At 61.8% G+C, this 26225-nt stretch carries 22 protein-coding genes; 3 read left to right on the top strand and 19 right to left on the bottom strand.

Translation table 11 applies throughout. The features are described from left to right. Positions 1–148 precede the first annotated feature (148 nt). A complete protein-coding gene (locus tag HMPREF1494_RS06185) occupies positions 149–991 on the top strand; it encodes a hypothetical protein (RefSeq protein WP_231495353.1) in 843 nt (280 codons plus the stop codon). Between the two features lie 384 nt (positions 992–1375). On the opposite strand, the gene HMPREF1494_RS06175 is transcribed toward HMPREF1494_RS06185, so the two are convergent. The 5 genes from HMPREF1494_RS06175 to HMPREF1494_RS06155 all read right to left on the bottom strand — a co-directional run bounded on the left by HMPREF1494_RS06175 (position 1376) and on the right by HMPREF1494_RS06155 (position 6917). Continuing rightward, on the bottom strand, positions 1376–2551 hold the full coding sequence (locus tag HMPREF1494_RS06175; RefSeq protein ID WP_034520989.1) for a glycoside hydrolase family 1 protein: 1176 nt from the start codon (positions 2549–2551) through the stop codon (positions 1376–1378). Positions 2552–2562: 11 nt separating this feature from the next. Then, a complete protein-coding gene (locus tag HMPREF1494_RS06170) occupies positions 2563–3441 on the bottom strand; it encodes a carbohydrate ABC transporter permease (RefSeq protein ID WP_034520984.1) in 879 nt (292 codons plus the stop codon). A 1-nt stretch (position 3442) separates the two neighbouring features. Next, positions 3443–4360: a carbohydrate ABC transporter permease gene (locus tag HMPREF1494_RS06165; RefSeq protein ID WP_003842083.1), complete on the bottom strand. Its 918-nt coding sequence runs from the start codon at positions 4358–4360 to the stop codon at positions 3443–3445. Between the two features lie 4 nt (positions 4361–4364). Further along, positions 4365–5663 carry an extracellular solute-binding protein gene (locus HMPREF1494_RS06160; protein ID WP_003840476.1) on the bottom strand — a complete coding sequence of 433 codons (1299 nt, stop codon included), beginning with the start codon at positions 5661–5663 and terminating at the stop codon, positions 4365–4367. A gap of 126 nt (positions 5664–5789) precedes the next feature. Then, entirely contained in the window at positions 5790–6917 is a 1128-nt protein-coding gene (locus HMPREF1494_RS06155; RefSeq protein WP_034520980.1) for a LacI family DNA-binding transcriptional regulator, read from the bottom strand. A 603-nt stretch (positions 6918–7520) separates the two neighbouring features. Between HMPREF1494_RS06155 and HMPREF1494_RS11585 the strand changes: the two genes are divergently transcribed. Then, positions 7521–8366 carry a hypothetical protein gene (locus tag HMPREF1494_RS11585; RefSeq protein ID WP_192917614.1) on the top strand — a complete coding sequence of 282 codons (846 nt, stop codon included), beginning with the start codon at positions 7521–7523 and terminating at the stop codon, positions 8364–8366. On the opposite strand, the gene HMPREF1494_RS06140 is transcribed toward HMPREF1494_RS11585, so the two are convergent. From HMPREF1494_RS06140 to HMPREF1494_RS06095, 11 genes are all read right to left on the bottom strand, one after another. Continuing rightward, positions 8329–8697 carry a hypothetical protein gene (locus tag HMPREF1494_RS06140; protein WP_228369757.1) on the bottom strand — a complete coding sequence of 123 codons (369 nt, stop codon included), beginning with the start codon at positions 8695–8697 and terminating at the stop codon, positions 8329–8331. The two genes, HMPREF1494_RS11585 and HMPREF1494_RS06140, sit on opposite strands and share 38 nt — an antisense overlap. Next, positions 8694–9443, bottom strand: a complete 750-nt coding sequence (locus tag HMPREF1494_RS06135) for a hypothetical protein (protein ID WP_034520977.1) — start codon at positions 9441–9443, stop codon at positions 8694–8696. Before HMPREF1494_RS06135 ends, HMPREF1494_RS06140 begins: the two co-directional genes overlap by 4 nt. A gap of 17 nt (positions 9444–9460) precedes the next feature. Beyond that, positions 9461–10855, bottom strand: coding sequence for a hypothetical protein (locus tag HMPREF1494_RS06130; RefSeq protein WP_034520974.1), 1395 nt, complete (start codon positions 10853–10855; stop codon positions 9461–9463). After that, positions 10839–12374 carry a hypothetical protein gene (locus HMPREF1494_RS06125; RefSeq protein ID WP_034520971.1) on the bottom strand — a complete coding sequence of 512 codons (1536 nt, stop codon included), beginning with the start codon at positions 12372–12374 and terminating at the stop codon, positions 10839–10841. The genes HMPREF1494_RS06130 and HMPREF1494_RS06125 overlap by 17 nt, the downstream gene beginning before the upstream one ends. Next, the gene (locus tag HMPREF1494_RS06120) at positions 12361–14382 is read right to left on the bottom strand and encodes a type IV secretory system conjugative DNA transfer family protein (RefSeq protein ID WP_034520968.1); all 2022 of its coding nucleotides are present in this window, start codon (positions 14380–14382) and stop codon (positions 12361–12363) included. Before HMPREF1494_RS06120 ends, HMPREF1494_RS06125 begins: the two co-directional genes overlap by 14 nt. Positions 14383–14432: 50 nt before the next feature. After that, positions 14433–14624 carry a hypothetical protein gene (locus tag HMPREF1494_RS06115; RefSeq protein WP_034520965.1) on the bottom strand — a complete coding sequence of 64 codons (192 nt, stop codon included), beginning with the start codon at positions 14622–14624 and terminating at the stop codon, positions 14433–14435. A gap of 31 nt (positions 14625–14655) precedes the next feature. After that, positions 14656–16392, bottom strand: a complete 1737-nt coding sequence (locus HMPREF1494_RS06110) for an ATP-binding protein (RefSeq protein WP_034521013.1) — start codon at positions 16390–16392, stop codon at positions 14656–14658. A 124-nt stretch (positions 16393–16516) separates the two neighbouring features. After that, entirely contained in the window at positions 16517–16762 is a 246-nt protein-coding gene (locus HMPREF1494_RS06105) for a hypothetical protein (RefSeq protein WP_034520963.1), read from the bottom strand. Between the two features lie 106 nt (positions 16763–16868). Next, positions 16869–17018, bottom strand: coding sequence for a hypothetical protein (locus tag HMPREF1494_RS11580; protein ID WP_003840458.1), 150 nt, complete (start codon positions 17016–17018; stop codon positions 16869–16871). Between the two features lie 340 nt (positions 17019–17358). After that, positions 17359–21591, bottom strand: coding sequence for an LPXTG cell wall anchor domain-containing protein (locus HMPREF1494_RS06100; protein WP_034520959.1), 4233 nt, complete (start codon positions 21589–21591; stop codon positions 17359–17361). Between the two features lie 237 nt (positions 21592–21828). Then, entirely contained in the window at positions 21829–22803 is a 975-nt protein-coding gene (locus HMPREF1494_RS06095) for a colicin transporter (RefSeq protein ID WP_129879373.1), read from the bottom strand. 223 nt (positions 22804–23026) lie between these two features. On the opposite strand from HMPREF1494_RS06095, the gene HMPREF1494_RS06090 reads away from it, so the two are divergent. Then, a complete protein-coding gene (locus HMPREF1494_RS06090) occupies positions 23027–23650 on the top strand; it encodes a hypothetical protein (protein ID WP_231495352.1) in 624 nt (207 codons plus the stop codon). Between the two features lie 40 nt (positions 23651–23690). On the opposite strand, the gene HMPREF1494_RS06085 is transcribed toward HMPREF1494_RS06090, so the two are convergent. The 3 genes from HMPREF1494_RS06085 to HMPREF1494_RS06075 all read right to left on the bottom strand — a co-directional run bounded on the left by HMPREF1494_RS06085 (position 23691) and on the right by HMPREF1494_RS06075 (position 26055). After that, positions 23691–24002 (bottom strand): hypothetical protein, encoded by a 312-nt coding sequence (locus HMPREF1494_RS06085; RefSeq protein WP_231495351.1) that lies wholly within the window; start codon positions 24000–24002, stop codon positions 23691–23693. Between the two features lie 37 nt (positions 24003–24039). Continuing rightward, positions 24040–24816, bottom strand: a complete 777-nt coding sequence (locus tag HMPREF1494_RS06080; RefSeq protein WP_034520951.1) for a hypothetical protein — start codon at positions 24814–24816, stop codon at positions 24040–24042. A 360-nt stretch (positions 24817–25176) separates the two neighbouring features. Beyond that, a complete protein-coding gene (locus HMPREF1494_RS06075; RefSeq protein ID WP_034520948.1) occupies positions 25177–26055 on the bottom strand; it encodes a hypothetical protein in 879 nt (292 codons plus the stop codon). Between the last annotated feature and the right edge of the window lie 170 nt (positions 26056–26225).

Below are 26225 nucleotides of genomic sequence, written 5' to 3'. Positions count from 1 at the left end.
AGTGCCACTGTTCTAGTTTTGGCCGAATTGCATGGTGGCGTCCCGCAAATGGACGTTTCAGGAGGCTCATAGGGGACAGGCAGTCGTCCGGCTGATCGTCCGGGTAGGATTGGCCATGTCTCCGAAAGCCAGAAGGAGGAATGCATCCATGCACATTAAAACCGTGGGGAACCTGCTCAAACAATTGTTGTCTTACGTCATGCTTTTTCTCTCCGGGTTTGCCGTATTCGTGGCTTTTCCCCTGTATATCCTAGGTCATGCTTTTGATCAGAAGAACTTGCTTCAACTCATTTGGTCATGGCCTTCTTTGCTCACGGTCATGCTTTGGGGCCTATGGGTTAGGGGCTTTCGTACGCATCGCGAATCTTTTGCCTGGCAAATCATATATTTCCTTTTCGTGATTTGCTCACTCAGGATCATCGAACTCCAATACGATTGGAGTGAAGAGCAGGAGATGGCGAACGCGCTCTTTTGCTTGATGGAACTCATGTTTGTCATCGCACTGCTGGTGCTGGAGATAATCGCGTGGTTGAACAGGCGTAAGCCCGTCAGGAATAATGAGTTCGAGATAAACGCTTGGAGAATGCTCTCCTATCTCCTTGTTTTCTTTCTTCTGGGCGGTTTGATGAATGTCATACCGGGAATGACGGAACTCATCCAAAAAGAGGATGTCGGAAAAGCGATGATAGCTCTGCTCGTCATCTCATATCCGTTGGAAATTCTCAACATCTTCTGGAATGCCATAGAAAATGACGGGAGGAAGAACGATTCCCGGAATACTGAGAATGAAATCGATAGGAAGTTGGATGACTTGTGCGTGAAGGTCCAAAACTCTCTGGACGATTCCCAGCAAAAGATTGTGGAAAGCGTCCGAGACATCGACGAGAAGATCTCCAAGGTGACAAGTGATACGCCCTGCATGTCATTTCGACGGACCGATTCGATGTATGAGTTCAAGGTGGTCATGCGACGTCAAAATCACCGGAAATAAACGTTGTGCTAGTTTGATGCGCCGCGCGCCAACATGTCGCCCACATTATCTCGGCTTATCCATCCCTACCGAGTGCCTCCAGTCCTATTCCCTCGACGAAACAAGTGGCTGTACATTCGCCCACAGTGCCACATACCGAGCGATCATCATTCCTCCGCGGTAGCTTGCATGAAATAAATTGAAGATGGCCGGAGGAGTCGTGGACGATGAAGAACTTGATGAAAACGATGACGGTGCCGGGGTTGAGCGGAACCCGACGGCTGACAAGATTCCGGGAGGAATCGATGCGGAACGCGAGGACGAACCTGGCGAGGCAGACAGGAAGCTGATCAATGGCCGTAGACTCCACGGCTGCACATCCTTTCCGGAAATGGGAAAGGCCTTCTATCGTGACATGACACCTGTCTTCGCAATCATTCCCAGCCAATTCAGGGACGGTTTCGGATGCCGTTCGAATGTGTCCTTATCCCAACAGGCCAATCCAAATGTCGGGGCAAACGAGCCCCATTCATAGTTGTCAAGCAAGGACCAGTGGAGGTATCCTCTCACATCGATACCGTCAGCCATCGCATCGTGCATGCCAGCTATGGCGCCGAAGGTGTAGTCGATCCTCCGGCGGTCGTCGGCGGTGGCGATGCCGTTCTCAGTGACGATTATCGGCGTGTGTCCGGCGACATTCCACGTGTGTCGGATTGCGATGCCCAACGCCGGCGGGAAGTACTCCCAGCCGGTGAGGGTGCGTTCCGCGTCCTCGGGGACTGGCACAGGTCCGTCCTTGCCGATGAAGGTCCTTAGATAGGCCTGCACCCCGATGAAGTCGTCCCCGGCTGCGGCCTTGGTGAAGTAGTCCTCTCGTGGATACTGGTATTCCTCCATCTCCTGTTCGCATCCGGGCATAGCGTGGAACGCCTGGCAAGCGATGGTCCATCCGGACTTGATACGCGGATTCTCGGACAGTATTCCTCGGGCCTCCCTGTGCGCCTCGACAAGCGCGGCGGAGATGTCCAGATCGGGTGCGGGCAGCGAGGCAGACACGAAGTCGCTGCCTTCGGTCCCGCCACGGGTCAATGCGACCATGTTCGGCTCATTGATGGTACACACCCAAGTGACGTCGTGGAGTATCGGCATCAAGTATCGTACGTATCTGTCGAAATAGTCAACTGCCCCATCATTGAGCCATCCGCCCTTGACTGCGAGCCATAGTGGCAATGTCATGTGGTTCAGCGTGACCATGGGCTCGATGCCGTTCTCATGGCACGCATCGATCATGTGACGATAGTGCAGGAGCTGTGCCTTGGAGAAGCAGCCCTCCGCGGGCTCGATGCGGGCCCATTCGATAGAGAAGCGGTACATGCCCAATCCGGCGTCGGCGAGCATTCTGATGTCCTCGCCGTAACGGTGGTAGCTGTCGGCCGCGTCTCCCGACGGTTCGCTGAGGTCCGTGCATTCGGCGTGCTCCCTGGCCCACCAGTCACTCGCGACGTTGTTCCCCTCGATCTGGTGCGCGGCCGTGGATGCGCCCCAGATGAATTCCTGCGGGAACTCGTATGTTTCTCTCATATCATGTCTTTCTATTTGATGCCCGTTCCGGCGACGCCCTGGATGAAGTAGCGCTGCAGGAAGACGAACAGGAGAAGGATCGGGGTGACCACCAGCACGGCTCCGGCGAGCAGGACGCTGTAGTTCGTGGCGTTCTGGCCGGTGGAATAAAGGGACAGGGCCACGGGCAGCGTGTACTTCTCCTCGGTCTGGGCCGCGACCAATGGCCACAGGAAGTTATTCCAGGAGGACAGGAACGTGAGGATGGACAGCGTCGCCAGCGGCGGCCCGCACTGGGGAAGGACGATCTGGAAGAATATGCGCAGCTCACCGGCGCCGTCAACTCTCGCAGCTTCCATCAGTGCGTCGGGAATGCCCGAGATGAACTGGCGCATCAGGAAGACGCCGATGGGCTGGCATAGGAACGGGAGGATGAGCGCCGCATAAGAGTTCGCAAGTCCCATGTTCGAGATGATCACGAACAGGGGGACGAACGTGGCCACGCTCGGAACCATGAGCGTCACCATGACGGCGCCGAACAGGATATTCTTGCCGGCGAAGTCCATCTTCGCCAGGGCGTATCCGACCATGGAGCAGAACACCATGTTCCCGAGGACGGTAATCACGGCGACGACCATGCTGTTGGTGAAATAGATGCCGAAATTCAGTTCCCCGAACCATTTCGCGAAGTTGGCGAGCGAGGCGTGCTCGGGCAGGAGCTTCGGTGGTTTGGCGAGGATCTCCCTCTGGGTCTTCAGGGAGCCCAGCGCCATCCATAGGAACGGAAAGATCCAGAAGACCCCGATCACCGCCAAGATGCAGTAGGAAAGACCGCGCCCTTTGACGAATCGATGCCAGAGCGACTGCTTGTTGCTTCGCGGCTTCGAGGCTACGACTGTCATGACTGCCATTTCAGTCCTCCCTGAGAATGCGGAACTGGAGCATACTGACCAGTGCGATGATGATGAACAGCACCCAGCTGGCCGCGGAGGCGATACCGTACTGTCCGAAACCGAACTTCTGGTACACGTAGTACGCGGCGGAGAGCGTCGAGTCGAGCGGTCCTCCTTGGGTCATCACGAAAGATTCCTCAAAGAACTGCAGGTAGGCGACGGAAAGGAGCACCGCACCCAGCAGCAGCGTGGGTTTGAGCAGCGGGAGTGTGATGCTGCGGAAGGTGCGCCATTTTCCCGCGCCATCGATGGCCGCGGCCTCCTTCAGCTCCTCGGGGATGGCCTGCAGACCGGCGAGGAAGATGATCATCAGCGTTCCCATGTTGCGCCAGATGGTCATGACCATCAGTGCGGGCAGGGCGTAGCGGGTGTCATGCAACCAGTCCGGACCGGCAATGCCGAAGACGGACAAGAGCAGGTTGAGGAGCCCATCCTTCTGGAGGATATACCTCCACACGACGGAGACTGCGACCACGCTGGCGACGACCGGAGCGTAGAACAATGCTCTGAAGAACGCGTTAAGGCGCTTGGAACCTTTGTTGAGAGCCACCGCGAACGCGAGGGCGATCACCATGGTGATCGGCAGGCCTACGAGCACGAAGATCCCAGTGACGCCCAGTGCATGCAGGAAGCGATGGTCTTGGGACAGGGCGATGTACTGGTCCAGTCCCACGAAGTTGACGTTGAACGGGGTGCGGAGGTCCTTGGAGGTGATGTCGGTGAAGGACATCGCCATCGAGGACAGGAGGGGGATCAGCATGAACACGCAGAACACGACCGCAAAGGGCAGAGCGAATCCCCATGCGAGAATCGTCCGACGTCGGCGGAGGACGTTGCCAGAGCCCTCCGTCTTCGCCTTTTTTGTTCCGAATCCCATATGCTCAGTTTCCCGTTCCGATGGAGTCAGCTTCGGACTGCAGGTTCTTCAGGCCCTCGTCGACGGAGACCTGTCCCTTGTTCATTTGTTCGAGGATCCGGTCGGCGGCGGAGGACACCTGGGACCAGGTGGACAGCGCCGGCGGGGCCATGGTGTTCTTCAGTTGGTCGCCGAACGCCGCGAGCTTGTCATTGCCGGAGAGTGCGTCGTCGTCCCATGCCTTCTGGGAGGCGGGCAGATCGGAAGATTTTTCGTACCATTTGGCCTGTGTCTCAGGCTTGCTGGCCCATTGGATGAACTTCCACGCGGACTGCTTGTTCTTGGAGTCCTTGAACGTCACGAGGTCGCAACCTCCGACGAAGGACGTGGCAGGGCCCGAAGAGCCGTCCATCGACGGCAGGACCACGGTGGCGTACTTGGATTCGAAACCGTCGCCACCCAATTCGTTGATTTGGCTGACGGCGGTCGGACCCTGCAGCATCATCGGCGTGTCGCCGGATACGAAGTTCGCTATGTCAGCGCCGGGGCTTACGTCGGCGTTAACATCCGCCACACCGTCCCTGTAGAGACTGGTGGTAAAGTTCAGTCCCTTCTTTATGCCAGTATCTTCGAAAGTCCATTTCGTCTGTTCCTTGTTAGTCAAGGACGCCCCGGCCGAGTAGGAGAACGGCAAAGTTCCGAGGAACGCGTCAGTGCCAGATGGGTTGAGGTTCATGCCGTATTTGACCCCATCGACCTTCTGCATGTCCTTAGCCATCTGCTTAAGCTCATCCCAAGTCTTCGGAGCTCTGCTCCAACCAGCCATCTCGGCGATGTCGGTGCGGTAGTACAGCACTCGGGTGTCGATGTACCAAGGCACGCCGAGCTGTTTCCCGTCGACCTGGCCCGCAGCCTTGGAGCCGTTGGAGAAGTCGGACATGTCAAGGTTGTCGGGCACGGTGGAGAACGAGTTGGAGAAATCGGCCATCCAGGTGGTGCCCATCTGCGCAAGGTCGGGACCGTTGCCCGCGGCGATGGCGGTCTGGAGTTTGTCGTGCGCTGAGGACCATGGGATCGCGGTGACCTTGACCTTGACGTCGGGGTTCTCCTTTTCGAATCCCTTGACGAAATCACCCAGCAGGTCGCCCTCGTTGCCCATGGCCCAGATGGTCAGGCTGCCGGTGGCCTTGCTTGAATCGATGGCCTTGACCGCATCGGGATCGGAATCCGCGCTGCTTGCGGATCGCCCGCACGAGGACATGCTGATAACCATGACCGCACTTGCGGCCACCGCGACAGCCGCCTTGAAAAACGATTTCATCATTGAAACTCCTTATTAAATGTGAGCATCAATCTAAGCGGTTAGACTGACGCTTATATTTAAGCGCTTAGATTGTTTTAAGTCAAGGAGACACGCCAATAAGGCTTCGTGCTTCTGAGTTTTATTTCATCAGGGGCACCCACAGCTACCGCGCACGACGAGACGAACGGGCAATATTCGTTTCTCCGGTTTTTCCCAAGGCTTCCCATTCCTGGAAAGCAGCATCCGTGCAGCCTTGCGTCCCAGATCCTCCATAGGCTGACGGACGGTCGTTAGGTGTGGAGTCATCAGCCTGCCCGCCAAGATGCCGTCAAAGCCGGTGACGATGACGTCTTCAGGGACGCGGACTCCGGAATCCGCGAGCAGTCTAATCACGCCAAAGGCCGTCTGATCAGTGCCGCACACCAAGGCCTGCGGCAACCGATTAGATTCTATCGCCTCACACAGGCCGACCAAATATTCATCAGACGTGGCGAAAGAGTCATCCAACAACGCCCCTCTGGAGTCCAGCCCGCGTTCCTCGAGATTTTTTTTAAACGCGTCATAACGCGAGACGACGTCATCAGTGTCGGCACCGCTCTCGAACGCTTTATCATTGACGCCGCCGACGAATGCCATATCGTTGATATGGTGAACATCGACAAGATGGTCGACGATCTGCCTCATGCCCGATGCGTTATCGCATTGCAGGTACGCGGCCGGCAGTTTTTCATCGCCCACACCCACCATTACAAGCGGGATGGTCTTCGCCAACATGGAAAGAGGAAGCGCATCGTTATATCCGCTTGGCATCAGCGCCAGTCCATCAACGCGGCCGGCGATATCCGTTACCGATCTGTGATCATCCCTTTCCGAGGCGGCTCCCATAAGTATTCCCTTGCCACTCTTCCAGCATTCGAGTTCGAAACCACGAAGCACCTCATCAACGTATAACGGATATACAAGAACGTTGGGTTCGTCACCGTCCAGAGGCTCATCGATGGATCTGGGGGAAACATCAGGCCAATCATCCTCAAGGTTGCTTCCCTGAGGTCTTTCCAGCAACATATCGAATGCATACATGCCCAAAGTGTCGGTGCTACCCTTAGCGAGTCCTTGGGCATTACCGCTGGGCACATAACCAAACTCCTCAGAAATCCTCAGGATTCTGGCCCTGGTATCATCTTTTACCTTATCCGGATGTCTAAAAGCAAAGGAGACCGTCGCGGTCGATACACCAGCTTTTTTTGCGACATCATACACAGTGATTCTAGCCATGTTAACAATTTAAGCGCTTTGGCACAGAGGACACACTTAAAATTGGCTAAATTGCATTTTGACGTTCCTGATACATTGTCAAGCGCGTCGGTGTGTTGGTTTTGTCTGATGGGCGGTCGTAGCCAGTCGATGATTCTATTTTCGAGTCCGGGTAGGTCACGGATCCCTCTTTCGATTTCGCTGATGTGTCTGAAAGGCACGCAACGACGCTTTGCCGATCCACCGTTGAGCGACGCCGCGGCCGACGCGCAGTCTGGCACCTCTGCACCTCTGTATTTAGTCAAGTCGGCGTTTCGTGACTAATCCGATGTGGTGACGTTTTCTTGGACTCCCTGAACGGGAAGAGAACCCTTTTATTTATGGTGGTGTGCAATAAGAAGTAGCACGACCACGCAGTCGATCTCTACGAACGGTACGATTTCAGTTCCATGGCCGTGATTCATGAGCTCGGATACCCGTTGGAACCGCCTCTGAAGGCATGGTGCCGGGACCGGGGCGCGAACGGACGACGGGCGAGCCATCCAGCGTGGCGCGCATCGGCTTCGTGACACGGATGGGCAGAAATGCGCGGCGGTCGATGACTGTCTCCCGCACGGACGTTACATGGCAAGCATGATGCGGTGTCTGGGTTATCCGAAGAGCAAGGCGCTGTTCACCGCGTGGATCGACGGGCTCGCCCCCGGCCAACACAGGCTGCGCCACGGGCCAGTACCCGAGGAGCTGAGATGCAAGGCGGTGGTCGCGGTCGCGTCCGGTGGGCCGGAGTCGTGTGAGGTCGCCACCGAACTGGACGTGGACCCGTCGGCCGTTGGGAAGCTGGAAGCGGCGGATGCTCGACCAGTCCGGGGAGAAGACCATGACCGAACCGACCATGAAGCCCGAAAAGCCTGGGAAACCAAGAAAAACGGGACCCGTGAAACCGGCGGAGGAACCGGAGCCGGCGGTGAGGCCGGGCGGGCCGGTCGCTTCGGCGATGCCAGAGGAGTTGGATGCGGAGCTCGCCGACAAGATCCATCTCGAGGAAAACGATATGAACGGTCTGGAACGCAGAATGGCCGACATGCTGGCCACAACTGCGGCAACATTCTCCGGTGGCATAGAATCAAGGAATCACACGGGGGAGAGTTCTCCATCAACGGCTTCCTCAACCATTACCCGGACTTCCTGTCCATGACCAGGACCGGCCGGATACTCGCCATCGAGACCAAGGGTGAAATGCTGAAGGGCGACGACAGCCGGGACAAGCTCAGCCTAGGCAACATGTGGGCGAACGCCGTCGGAGACGGCTACCGGTACTTCATGGTGTTCGAGAACAATCCGCTGGACGGTCCGGGATCCTACACCTTGAAGGAGTCCGAGAGATATCCTGAACCATCTGGCATGACCGGCACGGCCATGTCCGTGGACGCGTTCAGTTCCCGCCTTCCATACGGCTGGCGTTGGTTCTGACCACGTTCATGTCATGGACGACGACCGCGTAGTGGGTGTCTCCTCCCGCGTCACGTCGTTCGCCGGACATGCCGACGAACTCGATGACGTCCCCACGGTTGACGTCCTGCATCATCTTCGATACGCGCCCGTCATACGGCACCAGCAGCACGTACAGGCTCCGGCCTCCCTCGCTCCAGACGCCGCGTAGGGCCGGACACCTGCGCCCGTCGGAGGTACGCAGACGGGTGATGCCCGCCATGGGCACGCTGACGCGTCCCACTTGCGGGCTCATGCCGATCATGCCGTCATGGGGCAACAGCATTCTCCAGGACTGGTTCGTCGCGCTCACCGCCCATCACCCCCATCCGTGCCGTCGGTCGATCCCTGGGCCTGGCCGAAGACCTTCGTCAGCTGGTCTCCCTCAAGGCTCGCGGCGCAGCCCGACGTCGCGGACGTGAGGTCCTGCTGGGCTTTGGTCAGCGCGTCGTAATCCTGGGATTTGCCGTTCACCAACGATTTCGCGGTCTCGTACGCGCCGCGCAGGCTCTTGCAGGATGCGTCAGCCGAACCCAACCGGTCGAGCCGGTCGGCCGCCCTGCCCGCGCCGGACAGTGCGGACTCGAGATCATCGAGCCTCGCGTCTATGGCCGCCCGCATGGCCTGCGGATACCATTGCCGTGCCAGCGCACGGACCCGTTCCACCGGCCTTTCGGAGCCGATGGCGTCGTACAGGTCGCTCGCCTCCGCGAGATCCTGATGGTCGTGACGGTACAGCAGGTTCGAAAGCGTGTCCACGTTGGAGTCCTCCGGGGCGTTGAGCAGTTCGCGTACCTCGTCGGCGATGCTTTCCGCATCCCCGGTGAACATCGTGGCCGCCTGCTGTTCCAACGTCCCGTTCCTCACCTTTTTCGACGGATGTCCGGACGAGGTGGCGGACGATGATGCGGAAGCGGATCCCGTGGCCGTGCCACCGGTGGAACGCCACGGGTTGAACGCGAGGACCATCAGCATTACGCCGATGACGGCGATGATGATCCATACGCGTGCCTGACGGACCTGGGACGGTGTCGATGCGGGACGTTTGCTTCCTGACATGTGATGCTCCTTGTCGTTCACAGGCTCGAATCGGATTCGGGCAGGCCGTCATCGGTTTCGGGTGCGGGTACGCTCCATCCGCCGGAGTTCCCGGAATCCGCCTGTCCGGAGGAGGAGCCGCTACCGGAACCACTGTGCGAGCCTCCGATATCGCCGCCGGAGGATGGGGCCTGATATTGGGGCGTCGTGGTCTGCCGGGACTGCGTCTGACGGCGTGCCTGTTCCTCCTGTTCGGCCTTGGCCTTCGCGTCCGCCTCGGCTTTGGCCTGTTCGTCCGCCTTGCGTTTCTCCTCGACGAGCGTGGACACGCTCCCGTATGCCTTGTCGAGTCGGACACGAACCCTGTCGATCCGGTCGGCCGTCGCGTCGTCGGACAATGATTCGGCCTGCCCGATGGCCTTGTCCAGATCGGACAGGGCCCTCCTGACGTAATCCTCCGATTTGACGGAGGATTTCAGATTCCTGGCCTTTTTAAGACTCTCCCGCAGCTTCTTGGAGGCGGTCTCGCGTTTCCTGTCGGCGGCGGACGTCCTGACCTTCCCGTTCAGTGAGAGGGTGCGTTTCGTGGCCGTGTCGGCCTTGCCGGCCAATGATTCGGACCGCTTCGCGTCCAGTCCGTCGTGGGAGGTTCCGAGGATGACGCGATTGGTCTTCACCTGGGCGGAGAGTTCGTCGAGCAGGTCCGGATCGGACAGGTCATCGCTCCCGTACGAGCCGAGTATCCCATGCGCCTTGCCGTTCGCGCCCTTCAACGCGTCCATCGACGAGGTGACGTGCCGTGACGCCTCCAGAAGCGCGTTCTCCCGGGCCTTTCCGCCGACGACGGCCAGGCCGGTCAGAAGGACGGCGAGCACGCACACGGCGATCAGGATCCGATGCGGCCATTTTCCCGCGCGGGCGGGTCCGCCGTCGGCGGGATTGTCATGGTCCGCCACGGCTTGCAGGCTTTCCCTCATGCCCTTGCACGTCTCGGCCGGCGTGATGGACGAAGCGTCTCCGGCGGGCAGGGGAACGTCTACCGTCGGCGTGATGGACGGGCCTATCGGCGGGTTCGTCATGCCGTCCGCGTCTTCGGATGCGCTCACCGGCGACGGCACGGCGGACCCCGGCGGAATCGTGGGCCGTTCCGGCCCTGACATGCTCCCATCCGCGACGGGTCCGCCCGTCGTGGCCTTCCCCGCGGGCATCGGTAGGGGAGCCGTCTCCGGTACGGTCGGATCCGTTTCGGCCATGGCGATCCCATGCCCGTCCGTCCGGCTCCTTGCGCGCCGGCGTCGGGAACGTTCCTCCGTCCCGCCGTCCCGCGTGCCGGAGGCCTTCATCCCCTCGAACCAGTCGAGATCGTCCTGCCCGTCGCCTCCGCCCAGTTGGTCGAACAGGCTCGGCCGCATGCCCTCATTCATGCCGTTCATCGTCGAAGACCTTTCCGATCGTCCCAAGAAGCCGTTCGATCCGGTCGAACGTGCCGGTGCCGTTGTCCGTCAAACGTTCCAACAGTTCCACGTCGTCACGCTGCAGGTCCAACGGCAACGGTGTGTACCCGTCGTCGGACGGGCTGCGGCCATGCTCGCGCAGTACGTCGCGGATCCGTCGCGTCTCGTCCATGAGCCGTCGGCGGTCCTCCCCGCGCATGCTCCCGTCATCGTCGCGAAGACGCAGGCCCGCGGCGGACAGGGCGCGGTCGAGCCGGTCGCGTTCCTTCGATTCCAGTGACCGGTATTCCAGCCAACGGCGTCGCGCCTTCTCCTCGAGCAGGCCCGCATGCTTCAACACGTCCCGTCGGGCATCGTCGTCATCACGGGCCAACGCCCGTTCGAAATCATGGCGTGTCGCCTCCAGTTCGACACGCCATGCGGCCAGGTCGGAGCGTAGGCTCCCGTCACTGACCTCGGCCTCGTATTCGACATGATGGCCCGTGGGCAGGTGTGCGATGTCGTCCAACGCGTCCTGATCCGTCATGAACGATGCGGCCGGCGTCATCTCGCCGGTCATCTCGTCGATCTCCTGCATGCGGTAGCCCCAGTATCCCGGGTCGAAGTCCTGCCGTCGGATCGCTTCGGCCCGTTCATGTTCGTCAAGACCCGGATCCACGACCGGAGCCCATTCGCCCTCGTGCCGGTACCATTGCGCGTATGCCGCGCGACGCGCGGCCTCACGTTCCCGGGCCTCCGTATCGGAGAGATGATGCCGGTGATCGTCGGATTTCGCGTTGGAATCCTTCAGATCGTCCTTGACCCGGTCCAACGCCTGATGGATCAACGCCTGCAGGGTCGGCATGTACAGGCCGCCATTGCCGCTGCCCACCACGAGGTCCATGTAGCATTTGAGGCTGAACACCTCGTGGACGATGTCATCATGCAGCAGCCAGCAGGAAGGCAGCGTCTGGTCCCACGACGGATAGTGCGTGGTCAGGAACACGCCCATGCGCACGGTGTGCAGCATCATCAGGTCGATGTCGCGACGGGGCGGGGCTCCCAACAGGTCCACCGGACGGGCGACGGTCATCTCCTTCTTCAGGTCGGTCTGGCGCATGTTCGCCCACCGGCCCGGCCCGTACTCCGGTTCCACGGGAGCGGGGTCGAACATCTCGCGGGCGAGCGTGATCAGGTTGTTCACCATCGGCCCCGGCATGCTGGCGCCACGGATCCGGGCGAACCGTTCCCGTGCGAAATCGACCAGATCCTGCACCGCCTGGTCCTGGTCGGAACGGTAATCGGCTCCCATGGGAGTGTCAGGCTCCAGGTCGTCGGCCTTCACGGACCGTTGCCGGCGGGCGTCCGCGTCGGCAACGGCTTCCGGTTCCGTCCGTTCGATCTCGTCGCCGAAATCGAACGTGTCCTGCGCCATGTGACGTTCCGTTCCCGGATCCCGCCGGCCCTCCTTGGAGCCGGCGGCCTGCATCATCCGCCGGTAATGCTCATCGACGTCCATCGACCCTCACGCCTCCGTCCCTGCCGGTCCCATGCCCTTGCCACGACCTGGCCCGCGGTTGGATCCGCTCGAGGCCCGGACGCCACCAGTTGCGTCTCATGAACTGGATCGTCTCGACCAGGGCAGGCTGCTGTCCCAACGGTTCGACCATCGCATATCCGCGCGGAAGCATGCTCAATTCCCGTCTCGTGACGGAATCCTCACGTTCGTGACGGCTTGAGAAGCCGCCGATCGGCCCTTGGCCCGGATTCCAGTTGCGTTCCTCCCTGATGCGCTCATGCCGGCCGATCTGGCTGATCCACCAGTCGAGCGTGTCATCGTCGGACACGCCCTTGAGCATGATCCGATGACAGTTCTCCCACACCGTCCGTTCGGTCTCCCGCCCATAGCCGTCCTTCTCGTCGGCCATCTGCTGGCGGGACTGCTCGACGATGATGACCTGGTAGCCGTTGCCGCCGCCCTGCGTGATCGCGTTACGCAATCCGCCCCATTTCTCGATGTTCGACAATTCATCCAATACAAAACGGGCGGGAGGTTCGATCTTGCCCCGCGAACCCGAGGCCGGGTCGAACGCGAGATCCTGGCACGCCTCCTGGAACGTGTCCAACAACAGGCTCACGAACACGCCCGCATTGCCGGAACTGCCGCCTTCACGTTTTGGTTTGGACAATACGAACACGGTGTCTCCGCGCATGACCATGCGTTTGGGATCCATCAGACGCGGGTCGGACGGGCTGAAATCCATACGCTCGCGCACACGCGGGTCCGCGAGGATCGCGAACGCGTTTCTCACGCCGAACCATTCCGAACCTTTCTGTCGCGGATCCACATGGGGCAGCGCGTTCAACGTCGTGGCCCACTGGTTCATCTCACGCTGAGGCGTGTTACGGCGGATCAGGTCGGCGGCCTCCTGCGCGGCCTCGGGACTCAGACTCCACTGGTAGCAGTCGCCGATGGTCCTATCCGAGATCGCCGCCGCATACAACATGGCCTGCACGTACATCGCCGCGGATACACCCCACTCCTGATTGTTCGATCCGGAACCCATGCCACCGATGCCCACCAGAGTCTGCGCGCGGCGCATCGCCACGGACGGATCGTCGCAACCCTGCAAAGGCGTCCAGAACATGTTGTGACGGGTCAGCGGATCGTTCTCCGCGACGCCTTCCGGGTCGAAGATATGGGTGGTTCCCTCGCCGCGCGCCCCGTACACGGCGCCCGTGGCACGGTCGGTCACGCCAAGCTCGCGTAGGAGACAGGTCGCCTTGATGATGTCGCCGCGCGTCGAGGTGGCAAGGACGAAACCCGGGGCCTCGACCACGGCGGGAATGACCACGCACACGGTCTTGCCCGAACGGGTCGGCCCCAACACGTACAGATGCCGTTCGCATCCCAGCCATACTTCCATGCGATGGCTCCACCCCACGAGCATGGCGGCATGCCATGGCTTCGGCATGACCGCGCCCGGCCTGCGCTCCTGGAATTCGGACAATGTGCGCGGCAGGACCGCCGGCACCACGTCGCGCATCACGCTGCGCGGACCATAGGCGTCCGCGATCTGACGCCACGAGGCCATGCCCGGACGCGAACCAAGCCAGTCGGCCGCACGCTCGCCCGAATCCCGGTACGAATCCCAGAAGATCCACAATGAAAGAATCGTGACGAAACAGCCCACCCACCAAGGCAGACAGGCGAGGACCGTCATCAGGGGATCGCCCCCGGCCATGACGAACGAGAACAGGGTGGCGATCACGGCGAGCAACAGTGCGATGGCGCCCACGTGCTTGACCAGGACGCTTTCCTCATCCGACAATGCCTCATACAGGCGCGTGTGCCGGTCGAGCCAGACACCCAGATCGGAATCCTCGAACCGTTTCCATTTCGCCATGGCCTCGCGTCGGTTCTCCGCGTTGAGTTCCTCGGCGTCGTACCGCAGACCCGTGCGCGGGCCGTCCGCAAGGTCCCCGTCGGGTGCCAGCGTCTCGTACCATGGTCGTTCGTCCATCATGCTCCTCCGTTCTCGATGGGTGTCTTCAGTGGTGGCATAATCGTTCTTCTTCAGTCGTTTTTCATCTCGTCCTTCCGTTCCCGATGCGATGATCCGTCCACCCGGTCGGACTCGTCATGGAGAAGCACGTCAAGCAAACGCAATGCAAGGGAAAGCAGGTTCAACGCGAGGACGAGCAGCAGCAGGCCCATGGTCAGCCCGCAGCCAAGGTCCGAGGCCATGAAAGCGTCTATGAAATCCATGGGAAACCTCCAAATGCGGAAGAACGGAAGCTCAGGACGCCTTGCGCAGTCCGGAGGTGTCGAACGTCGCGGCCCAACGGGGGCCCGCGACGGGAAGGATCATGCGCGGATGGGACCGGCCGATACGCCAGATGCCGAATCCCTGCGCCAATTGCGGGATCATGTCCAGCTCGTCCTCGCTCAGATCGGGAACCAGCTGGTTGAGCAGTGCGATGTTCTCGCCTCCCTGACGGTAGATGATCTTCGTTTCCATCAGGTTCATCAGCTGTTCGACCTTGCCGCGCAGACCGGATCCCTGGTTGAACACCTGCGTCATGTCCGCGACGCCGTGCACGATCAGCCATGTGGCGCAACCCCAATGGCCGGCGGAACGCTGCCTGGTCTGCAACGAGTCGACCAGTTGCGGGTTGCCCAGCAGGTCCCACGCCTCCTCGCACACGATGATGCGGCGCAATCCGTCGCGCGCCTGCAGCAGACGGTCGATCCACGAGCTGACCGCGGCCGTGTACACGCGTTTCAATGTGGGATCCTGGAACACGGGGCCGGAAGTGTCGAACACGATGATCGGCGCGTTCGGTTCCAACGTGATGGTGCTTTCCCGGTCGAACATGCCGCTCATCGTTCCCCCGTGGACCATGGGCGCGAACACTCGCGCGGCCTCGCTGGCCTTCTCACGCGCCAGATCCCGGTAATGCTCGAAACCGCGGATGTTGGCGTACACGGAATCCACCCACTGCCAGTCGCTCAGACGGTCCACGGCCGCCTCCAACGTCATCGGCCCGGTGTCGTACGAGGCGATCAGCTGGTCGATCAAGGACAGCATGTCCTTGTCCAACGGGAAGGGCCGATCCTGTTCGCGGACGGCTTCGGCCAACGCCATGACGGCGCTCTTGCGGCCGGCCAGGACCTCCTGGCGGAACGCCTCACGCTCCTCCCTGCCGGTCAGATGGCTCGCGTCGGGCATGGCGAACGGGTTGAGATAGTTGCCCGCGCCCGGGGAAACGACCTGTCCGCCGGGAATGTCCCGTGCGATGCGCACCCATTCGCCCTGACGGTCCGACTGGACGATCACGTGCCGGCCGTAGCCCATCTCCCTGACCGCGAGGGTCTTCATGCAGAAGCTCTTGCCCTGGCCGCGCAATCCCGACGTGAAGATGTCCGGACTGGTGGTCAGCCTGGCATCGTACGTGCCCCAACAGTCGAAGGTGAACAGTTCACGGCTGAACACGTCTAGGCCGACGGGCGGGCCGGGGATCACGGGAGCGCCGCTGCCGGCGACGAACGTGGTCAATACGCCCGCACGACCCGTGCTGGTCTGATGCCAGGGGATCAGCGGACGGGCGTTGAAGTCCTTGGTGATGAAATCGATGGGCGTGGGCGAGCCCAACGGAAGCTGGCCGGCGACGTCGCCCAGACGCTCCCTGCGCGCCTTCCGGGCTTTGCGGATCTGCCCGGCGACCATGCCCGACAGGCGGTTTCTCGCATCCGATACCGCGTTCCCGTCGGCCCGTGTGAACGCGTGCGGGGGAACGGGCGGCAGATCGATGCCGTCCAGTCGTGCCTCGGCCGATGCCTGCAGCCATGCCAGTTCCAGGAGCATCGGCTTGGTCGGGGCGGGCACGAAGCCGATGCAGTCGACTCCGCGACGTGCCTGGGAGCCGAGACGATGCCCGTCATCCTCCAATGTGGGAATGGCGTCGTCCCCGGCGATCCCGTCCGTGTCGGCGTCGTCGGCGTTCTCCCATCGTTCGTTCTCTTCCGTCATCATGTCCACATCGGTCCGATCCTTGAAAAACGTTACGGAACGCGGTCCCGGCCGGTGAAGCGTTCCACCGGACGGGACCGACGGGCAGGCCGGGGGAGCCGGCCTGTTTTCCCCATTGACGCGGCCGTCACACCGAATAGCCCGAATGGGCGAGCACGATGCCGACCGTGATCATGAGCAGGAAGCAGACCACGGCGCACACGAGCATCACGATCGCCCTGGATCTGCGTTTCCTCATACCCATGGCGAGCACACGGTCCTTGGCCCTGCGACCCACCGTTGTGCTGTTCTCCTTGACGGTCAGCAGCACGAACGCCCTGTACAGGAACGTCGCCGCGCCGGCCATGAGAACGACCATGATGATTGCTGGCATTTGGATCCTCCCTCACCGATGAAACACGTCGGAAGACGCTCTCGAGGATCGTCTTCCGTCCAATCCACGTGAGGGCGGGCCGATATCCGTACGGGACGGCGCGATATCATTCCAGGTCCCGGCCGGCACGGTCCCGTTCCGAATGCAGGCGCCGCGCCTGCATGTCCCCCATACGCGCCGCGACGCATAGGGAGACGACCAACATGCCACCGGCCATGCCGGCGACGAACAATACGATGTCGATGACGAGCCCCATCACGGTTCCTTCCTATAGGCGAGAGGTCTTCCGGAGGAACCACCCCGCACGCCCGCGATATCGCGGATGGGACGGCCACGCCATTCCCTTTCCTTGGTTCATTCGGCGATTCCCGCAACACGCCAAACGGACCCCTGAGCGGACCGGAGCCGGAAAGGAAGCCGGCCGTTCCGAACGGAGGGACCGACGTTGGGGCATGGAATCGAGAAAGAAGGAGGGGTGGAGGATGGCCGTTCGCCGGATCATCCTCCACCCCTTCACGGTGTCAGGCCCGTGGAATCCCGTTTCCCGTCCCCATGGTGTGGGATGGGAAACGGGATCGTTGACGGGATCTTCTCGCTCACTTGCCGGAGTGTGCGCCGTGCGTACCGGTTCCGGCCGCCTTGCGGCGTGCCAGGAGCAGGCCCGTGCCAAGAGCGCCGACCGCGATCACGGCGAGCAGCATGCCGCCGATCGCGGCGCCGGTCCGGGCGAGGGACGGGCGGTAGCCGCTCCAGTCGTCGGTGTTGGACTCGACCGTCGTGTCGGAGCACAGGGTGACGGTCTTGTCGCCGTCCTTGACGTCGACGGCGTTGGACGGACGGGTCTCGTCGTTCTTGCCGCCGAACGGGTCGGTGTCGGTGATGGGGCATTCGACGAGCGGCGTGCCGGTGACCTTGACGCGGTCGGTGTGCCTGCCGCCCTGCCGGACGCCCTTGAGCGTGCCGGTCACGATGGTGGACTCGCCGGGCTTGAGCACCAGGGTGTCCCAGTTGTCCGGGTACTTCAGGTCCACGACCTCGCCCTCGCCGGCGATGGTCCTGTCGACCATCTTCAGATCCCTGGCCAGATACCAGGCGCCCTCGCCGGTCGAGGAGTCGGTCTTGGACGTGTTCGTGATCTTGAACGCGATCTCCTGGCCGTCGCCGCCCATCTTCAACGCGTCCTTCACGTCGTCGCGGTCGCCGGCCTGTTCGCCGGACTCCACGTCGTACTTCTCGATGTGGATGCTCGGGGTCATGTCCGGGGTACGGGTCCACACGATGTTGGACTGGAACTCCTTGTCGTTGTAGTACTCGGTGAACCGGTTCTCGACACGGTCGGATACCTTGGTGCGCTTGCACTGGATGTAGGCGCGCCAGCCGTGCTCGTGCTCGTTGTCCGCGCCCGCGAGGCTACGGTACAGGTCGGTCGCCTCGACGGTGACCTGGCCATTCTCGTCCGCGGTGGCGGTGAACAGGTCGCCGCCGAACTTCGAGGAGTCGAAGCCGTTGCCGGCGATCCTGTCGCCCTTGGACGCGACGACCTCGCCGCCCGAAAGCAGGTCGCGGGTCGCGTACACGGCCCACTGGCCGGTGTACTGGTCGTATTCCGTGTTCAGCGGGTCCACGATCTTCCACTGGTCGACCTGCGGGTAGGCGCGGTTGGCCGGCAGGATGCTGGAATCGAGCTGGTAGAGGAACGTGCTGTCCTTGTAGACGCTCCTGCCGTTGGCGGATGCGCCGCCGACCTTCACGGTGACGTCCTTGGCCGGGTTGATGGGCTTCAGGGGGTTCGTGACCTCGTTGGTGTCCTTGCGGATCCTGTCGAACACCTGCGTGGCCTTGTTCCTCACGACATGGCCGTCGGTGACCTTGATGACGGTCATCGGCATGGACACGGTGTACGTGTGGCCCAACAGGTTCTGGTCGATGGCGGGCTGGGACAGCGGGTCATGCCCGTCGGACTCGCCGTAGGCCTTGAGGTCTTCCGGCTGCGGGTCGCCCTTGACGGTCTCGCCCGTCGCGGGGATCTCGGTGTCCACCAGCCTGGCGTAGGCGTAGAGCACGCCGTCCCTGTCCTGAAGGTTGAACTTGCCGGTGACGTCCTTGCCGGTCTCGTCGGTGATCTCCACGTTGGCGGCGTCGAGCTTCAAATACTCGTCGTCGTAGTCGTCGGTCATGCCGAGCCTCCAGACCTTGTACGCCTGGTTGTCCTGCTTGGCGTCGATGTCGACATGGTAGTGGATCTCGTCTCCCAGCAGGGCGGTCCTGCCGTCGATGCTGATCGTCGGGTCCTTCCGCGTGTCCTTCTTGACGGGGTCGAGCTTCGGCGGGATGTTGAACACCTCGTTGCTCGGGGTCAAGCTGTTGTTGAGGGTCAGCACCCACTTGTTGTTCACCTTGTGGTCGGTGGGGGCGTCGTCGGAGACGGTGCCCTCGAAGCGGACCTGGAGGCGCGGGCTGGCGCCCGCACGCCACTGGCCGAGGAGCGTCTGGTCGGTGACGGTCAGGGTGAACATGTGCTTGGAGTCATCCCACGTGGTCGTGTACTTCTTCTTGGACACCGGCTTGCCGGTGTTCAGGTCCATCATCTCCAGGGTCTGCTTGTCCGGCTTCAGATACGGGTCGTAGGAGTCGGTGAAGTTCACGGACCTGACCTCGTAGGCGAGGTCGGACGGCAGTTGCGGCTGCGTGTCGAGCTGGTATTCGACCCTTTGGCCGGGCTGGACGACCTTGCCCTGCACGCTTTCCTGGTCGCCGCCCTGGCTCGCCTCGCTCACCACGTCCTTTTTGGCCGGCGGGATGTAGCCGCAGATCTTCGGCTCGTTGGTCGGCTCGGTGTGGTTGTTCACGGTCTCGGAGCCGCCGTTGGTCAGGTCCTTGCCGTTCGGGGCGGTGCAGAAGGTGAGTTCGTCGCCCGCGGCCTTCTTGAAGTCCTTGCGGACCTGTTCCGCGCCCTTGCCGTCCGCGAAGTTCACCGTGCCGGGGATCAGGAGCGTGACCTGCCTGGGGTTCTTCAGCTTCTTCAATCCCTTGAGGTAGGAGGCCTTGGCCTTGGCGGTGGCCGTGGTGCCCTGGACGGTGATGGCGAACTGGTCGGTCACGTCCTTGCCGGTGGTCACGATGTCGCTCACGCTGCTTTCGCGGTCGCTGCCGGCCGTGGCCTCGTACACGCGGATGTTCTTGGTGTCCGGGTCGAAGATGTAGTCGGCGGCCGTCCAGTCATCGACGAGGACGAGCTTGGCGGGCGCCTGGATCAGGTTCCTGCCGACGGTGCCGTTGACGACGCTGCCGACCCTGTCGCCGTCGAGGTAGGTGTGCGCGTCGCCGCCGGTCCTGTCGCTCTCCTGCGGGTCGATGACGGCCCGCCATTCGCCGTCCCGTTCGAAGATCCAGCTCTTGTCCGGGTTCGGCTGCCAGGTGTCGAATTCCTTGCTGCCGGCGTCGGCCTCGGGTTCCTGGTTCCACTTACCGGTCGCGTGGTCTTTGACCTTCCTGAAGTCCTTCGGCTTGCTGACGGTGACGTCGAAGCTGAACTCGTACTGGTGGTCGAGGGGCATCTCGCCCTTGTCGGCGGTGCGCACGGCCGAGACGGTGTCCGTCTTGCGGTCCCAGGCGATGGTGAACTCATTGGACGCGTCGCGGTCGTTGTCGCTCGTGTCGACGAGCCTGTAGTCGTCGACGGTGTAGTCGACGCCGTCGGCCGTGATCCTGTCCCTGAACGCCATCTCGTAGCCGCCCTTGCCGGTGCCGTAGCTGATGACGGTGCGGTTGGTCATGCCGTCGGCGCTCACGCCCTCGTCGATGGTCTTGACCGGCGGGGTCGGCGGTTCGGCGCTCACGCTCCAGGTCTCGGACGGGTCCTTGTCGGCCGTGTCGACGGACGATTTCATCCTGCCCTGCTTGGCGACCTGGATGTCGATCCAGTACCGGCCCTCCTGCCAGTGGCCCATGCCGAAATCCGCCGGGGTGGCGAGGCGGTCGAGCTGGGTGTCGCCGTTATTGGCGAAGGTGATCGGCTTGCTGACCGTCATGGCTGCGACGTAGCCGTTCTTCTGGCCTTCGTAGTGGATGACGGCGGTGCCGTTCAGGTTCTCCTTGATGCCGCTGCCGTTGTTGCTCGCGTGCAGGGTGTCGCCGATCGGGTCGGTGGAGCCGACCTTCAGATCGGCCCCCTGCCCGTGATTGGTGGTGACGGTCAGATCATAGTTTGCCGGCGCAGGCTCGTGCTGCGACAGTGCGATGGCGATGAACGCGCGAGGGGCCTTGTCGGTCTCACGCCTCACCAACGAATTGATCGTCGTGCTCCCGTCGTTGAACGGGCTGGAGGTCTTATAGTCCGTGCCATTGTAATTGTAGGTGTTGTTCGGAATGCCGGATGACACCCACGCGTCCTGCCACTGCTTCGCAGTCAGTGAACCGTTCGCGCCCGTATACCAGTCACCCGAAGAGCCGGGCGTATGCACGAAGCCGACGGACACCAGACGGCACTGCGGGTCAGACTGCCCGGCAGCCTGTGAGCGTGCCACACATTCCGCGTTCGCATTGTTCACGGCATCATCGATGGCCTTGTTGGATTCGGTGCCGCCTAGGTTCTTCACGCCAGCGGACTGCATGGCCGCGATTGCGTTGTCCCGGGTCGGTGTGCCGTAATTGTCCTTGTACACCCAGCTGACCTTGCCGACACCGCCGGCGGTTCCGTCACCTGAGCCGGTGCCCGTGCCGGAACCGCCGCCGCCCTCACCGGCATACGCCGAGAACGGGCTCACCAGCGTCGCCGCAGCGACGAGCGCGGCAAGCGCGGCCCGCGTTGTGTTCTTCTTGGAACTCAATGTTCCTTCTCCTTTCAGAGATTCTGCTTGCAGATACGCCCCATGGCTATGCGGGCATGGGGCGGGACGGAGCCGGGGACGCGTCTCCCTGTTCTCCCGAAAGGGAGGGTTCCGTCCGTGCATACCACGTCACTGTCCGAAAGGTGGGTCCGATATCGATCTGAATGTGCCCAGAAAAGAGGAATCCCTCTTCGGCAGTGAACGCCGAAGAGGGATGACGAAACGGAGAGGAGGGAACTATCCTAGCGGGCAGAACTTATCAGAAGTGCAGACTGACGGGCCTACATAATCCCAGTCAAATCCGTCGGAGGCCCCCGTATTGGAATCAGCCGAGCCGCTGGACGAGCTGCCTCCGCTGGACGAACTGCCGCTATTGGACGACCCGGTCGACCCGCTCGACGAGCCGCCGTTATTGGAGGAATACGACTGCGAGCCGCCGGTATTGGAATACGACGTGGAGGAATACGACTGCTGCGCCTGAGCCGCTGCTGCGGCCTCGGCGGCGGCCTGCGCCGCGGCCTCCTCCTCGGCCTTCTTCCTGGCGGCCTCCTCGTCGGCCTTGCGCTTCGCCTCGACGGAATCGTCGACCGCCTTCACGGCCTTGGCGATCCTCGTCTCGTCCTTCGCGGCGATCGCCCGTTTCAGCTCGTCGCGCGTCTTCGCGTCCGCCACCTTGCCGTCGGAATCCTTATACAGTTGGTTCGCGTCGTCGACGGCCTTGTCCAGCTTCGACGCGTTCACCTTCCCGACCGCCGCCTTCAGGCTCCTCCCATGGCTCTTGTACCATGTGGTGCTTTTCTCGATCGATGCGGTCCGCGTCTCGTAGCCGGCCTTCGTGTCGGCCGTGCAGGCCACGGCCTTCGGCTCCGACGCCTTCAGCGCCTTGGCGAGGCCGTCCACGGTCGTCGTGTCCTTGACCTGCTTGGCGGTGATCCGGGAGGCCGTGGCCGCGTCGCCGTCCACGAGCCCGTTGTACGAGTCGGCCGCCTTGCGGTAGGCTTCCGACGCGCTCCGGCAATCCTTCGCGGCCATGGCGGTCTCATGGTCCGACCATGCCTTGCAGCCGACACCGCCCGCGACGGCCAACGCGGCCGCGCACACCATGGCGACGACCGCCACGGTCCGCCTGGAACGGTGCGGGCCCTCGGGCTCCGCCATATCAGTGGCTTCCGGCTGGTCGGCCACCGCCGCCAGTCCCTCCGTCTCCGTCATATTCCCATCCATGACTTCTCTCCTTGGTTCCGGGATCTTCGTGGAATATCCTAACCGGACCACATGCCCCCTCACCGATATCGGAACCATCGCTCGTCGTCCGACGCGGGCAACGGTTCCCTCCCGTGCCGTACGACGGGACGTTCTCCTGCAGGCGATCCCCTATGATGATAGCGTTGATGATACGAAAATCCCGTATGCCGGGCGAATGGAAGGAGAGGCCATGAGCGTTCAATTCCGACCCATCACGGGCAGGGAGGACGGGGACTGGTTCGACGAGGAGGAACCGTTCCGTATCCCGCCCTCGTACATGCTCGTGGACAACGGTCTCGCATGGGCATGGTCGCCGAACGGATGCTACAGATGCTCGTTCCGGTATCTGGAAAGCGCGATGGTGTTCACGTTCCTTGACCGGTGGGGATACCGGCATGACCGGATCGTCGCCTGGAACGTCCTGGACGACATGGGATTCCTCTCACGGGCCTTCAAAATCCAGATCGGCAGGGAACTGTCGGTGAGGACGAATTACTCGAAACGCATGGGGGAAAGCTACCTGGCCGTCAACTGTTCACACTGCGGCGCCATCCAGGGAGTCAACTTCATCATCAACGACTACCTCGGCAGGGGCGGCGTATTCTCCAACCCGCGATACGATTCGATCCCCATCCAGGTCAAAAGGCTCCCGCTTCTCACCCGGGACAAGCCGGGAACGTACCGGTGGGCGTTCGAGGACCCGTTCACGCGCGATGTCCCCGCACGCAGGCTCGTGGCGGACCAGCCGTTCCGTTTCCACCCGGCCCCCACGTCACGGAATCCTTCGCCATGGAACCCTCAGGCAAGACCATAAGGCCATGACGCCATGAAGGGCACGGGGAACGGTCCGGCAGTCAGCGTCCGCGATGCCGCCAGGCGAGGACGATCCACACGAGCGTGTTGGCCGTGACCAATGCCAGATTCACGTAATCGACCGGCAGCACATCATCATCCCACCCGAACCGCAGGTACATCAGGCTCTTGCCCACGCCGCACGCGTACAATACCGTCAGAATCCATCCCGCAGCACGCAGTCCACGGGCCATGCCCGTGGACGGGTCGGGACCGTGACGGCCTGCCGGCATCATCCAATCGCCCAGCACCTTCACGCACAGGACAAGCTCCACCGCGTACATGACGCCTCTTGCCAGATCGGTCCAGTTCATCCATGCCTCCCCGTTCCGGCGGAACGCGTTCCCGCCGTCATCCGTCATCTTCCTCCGACCCCTGGCCGGCACGTATGGAATCCACGGTCTGTTCCGACAATGATTCAAGGATGGAGGCCATGCGATCCAATTCGTCCGGATCGGCCGACCCCGCATCCATTTCCTTCGCCTTGTCGTACTCCTGGCCGAGTCTCGTGCGCAGATACGGCAGGTTCAGGTTCGCGTCCCGCGTATCGTCCAACGTGCGTTCGGCTTTTTCCAACGCCGTATGGAACCGTTCGCGCCTGTCCTTGTCGGCCTTGCGGCCCAGCGCGTCCGACGCCTTCCCGTACAGGGACTTCAGGGTCCTGCGGGCCTTGCGCATCCGCGTGGCTTCACCGTCGGCCTTTTCCTTGGCCCTCTTCAACGTCGCATTGTCATGATCCGCGTCGCAGCTGATCTCCGACACGCTCGGACGGTTCCTCGCCTTGCCCCAGCGTCGTGCCAGGTCCTCGTCGGCCTTACGCAACGCCTCCGCGTCGATGCTTTTCCCGTACCGTTCCGAATCCTTGTCGAACAGGCCGGCCTGACGGTCGCGTGACAGCACGGCCCGCTCGCATGCTGTCACGTTCCCGTCATGCGTCATATCCATCCGATCCACGAGGATGATGCCGCCGACGCCCGCCACCGCGCATACGGCCGCGCCTATGGCGATGATCCTCACCATGGGAGAGTCGCCGGGACGACGATCACGACGATCATGCCTCCCGCCGTCATCGGGGCCGGCCGCAGTGTCATACGCCGTCGGCATCCAGTCGGCATTGAATCCTTCCATTCGCGTCTCCTCCTTCGGGGCTCGTCGTGGATTCCGCCACGGAAAAAGGCCGGCCCCGACGCTCAGAGAGAGAAGAAGGGGAAGAGACGCGTCGGGGCCGGCATCCATGCCCGAACGGAGAGAACCTTCGGACACGGCCTGTTCAATTATCCGAGGACGGGAGCGGGGGAGAGACCATGAATGGCCAAGGGGAAATGATCCCGGACAGGGGGAAGCGTCCGGAGAAAGGAGCAGGCGTCCACGGACCGGCTCTCCCGTCCCGTCATGACCATCACGCGACCCGTATCCGATATCGTCACGCGAAACGATGCGACGGGGCGGATGCCGACGATCCACGATCGAAACGAACCCGCCGATAACCTATCCCAGCACGTCGGCCGCCAACCCCAACAGGCGACGGTTCTCATGCCAATCAGGCATGTTCAATATGCGGCTGAACCATTCCGGATCCGTACGAACCTGGATGAAACCGCCGATCTGACGTCCCTCATGCAACAGGCATAGCGGGAAGTATTCGACCATATGCTCGCCGTCCTTCCGTTTGGATGGAGGTCCGAGCGTGAACGTGACGTTGGTGAAACGTGTGGTGGAAACGCGAACGTATTCCTCGGAAAAATCCACGGGTTCCAATCTGACGTCGTCAAGAGTGGAAAGAGCCGCAGCGACCGGACCATCCTTGGACACGCATTGACCGTACAGGTCCTGTTCCGGCAATCCCATGAACAGCATCTGCGGCAGGTTGCAGTAGGTGGAATCGTAATTCAGCCATGCCTTGTCGTTCCGCCATAGGATCAACGCCCTCTGCAGTCTCTTGATGCCAAGGCGTATTCCCGAAGCGCGCCACCAGGCGTATTCCACCCGGTCGAACCGGTCCCTCATAATCCGGTACAAGGCCAATGCCGTGGGATTGGACGGGGGACGACGCGAACCGGGATCACGATGATATCCCGGATTCGAATACGAGCATTCCAGATAGGCCTTCCTGTCGTATTCCGCCACTCCCGGCACGTCACGTTTGACGTGTTTCGCGTAGGGACGGCGATGGCCGGCATCCAGTTCGCGACGGTTCAGACCGACCATGCGGACGGGATTGTCGCATTCGGGACAGACCGCATAGAACGTCCTATGCCCACCCTCCGCGACCACGAAAGGTTCCATGCCCTTGGTCTCCATGAAATAATTCTCCTGACTGATGGCGATGGCCCTGCATTCCCCGACACGGGTCTTGAACACATCCATAGGACACCTCCGATTGGAACCGATATCGGTTCCAATCGTAGAGCCGCTCGACCATCGACGGTTCGGACGGGGTCTACCGGTATCTCCTGTTGATCCCTATCCACCATTCCGGTGGCAGCGGTGGTATCGCCTTCTCGCGCTCGGCGAACGCCAGTGCGGCCAGCACGGTC

Origin of the sequence: Bifidobacterium sp. MSTE12, assembly GCF_000513015.1 — a bacterium.
GTDB classification, from domain to species: Bacteria; Actinomycetota; Actinomycetes; order Actinomycetales; family Bifidobacteriaceae; genus Bifidobacterium; species Bifidobacterium dentium.
The sequence above is the reverse complement of the archived record's forward strand: the minus strand, read 5'-3'. Positions and strand labels throughout refer to the sequence as shown.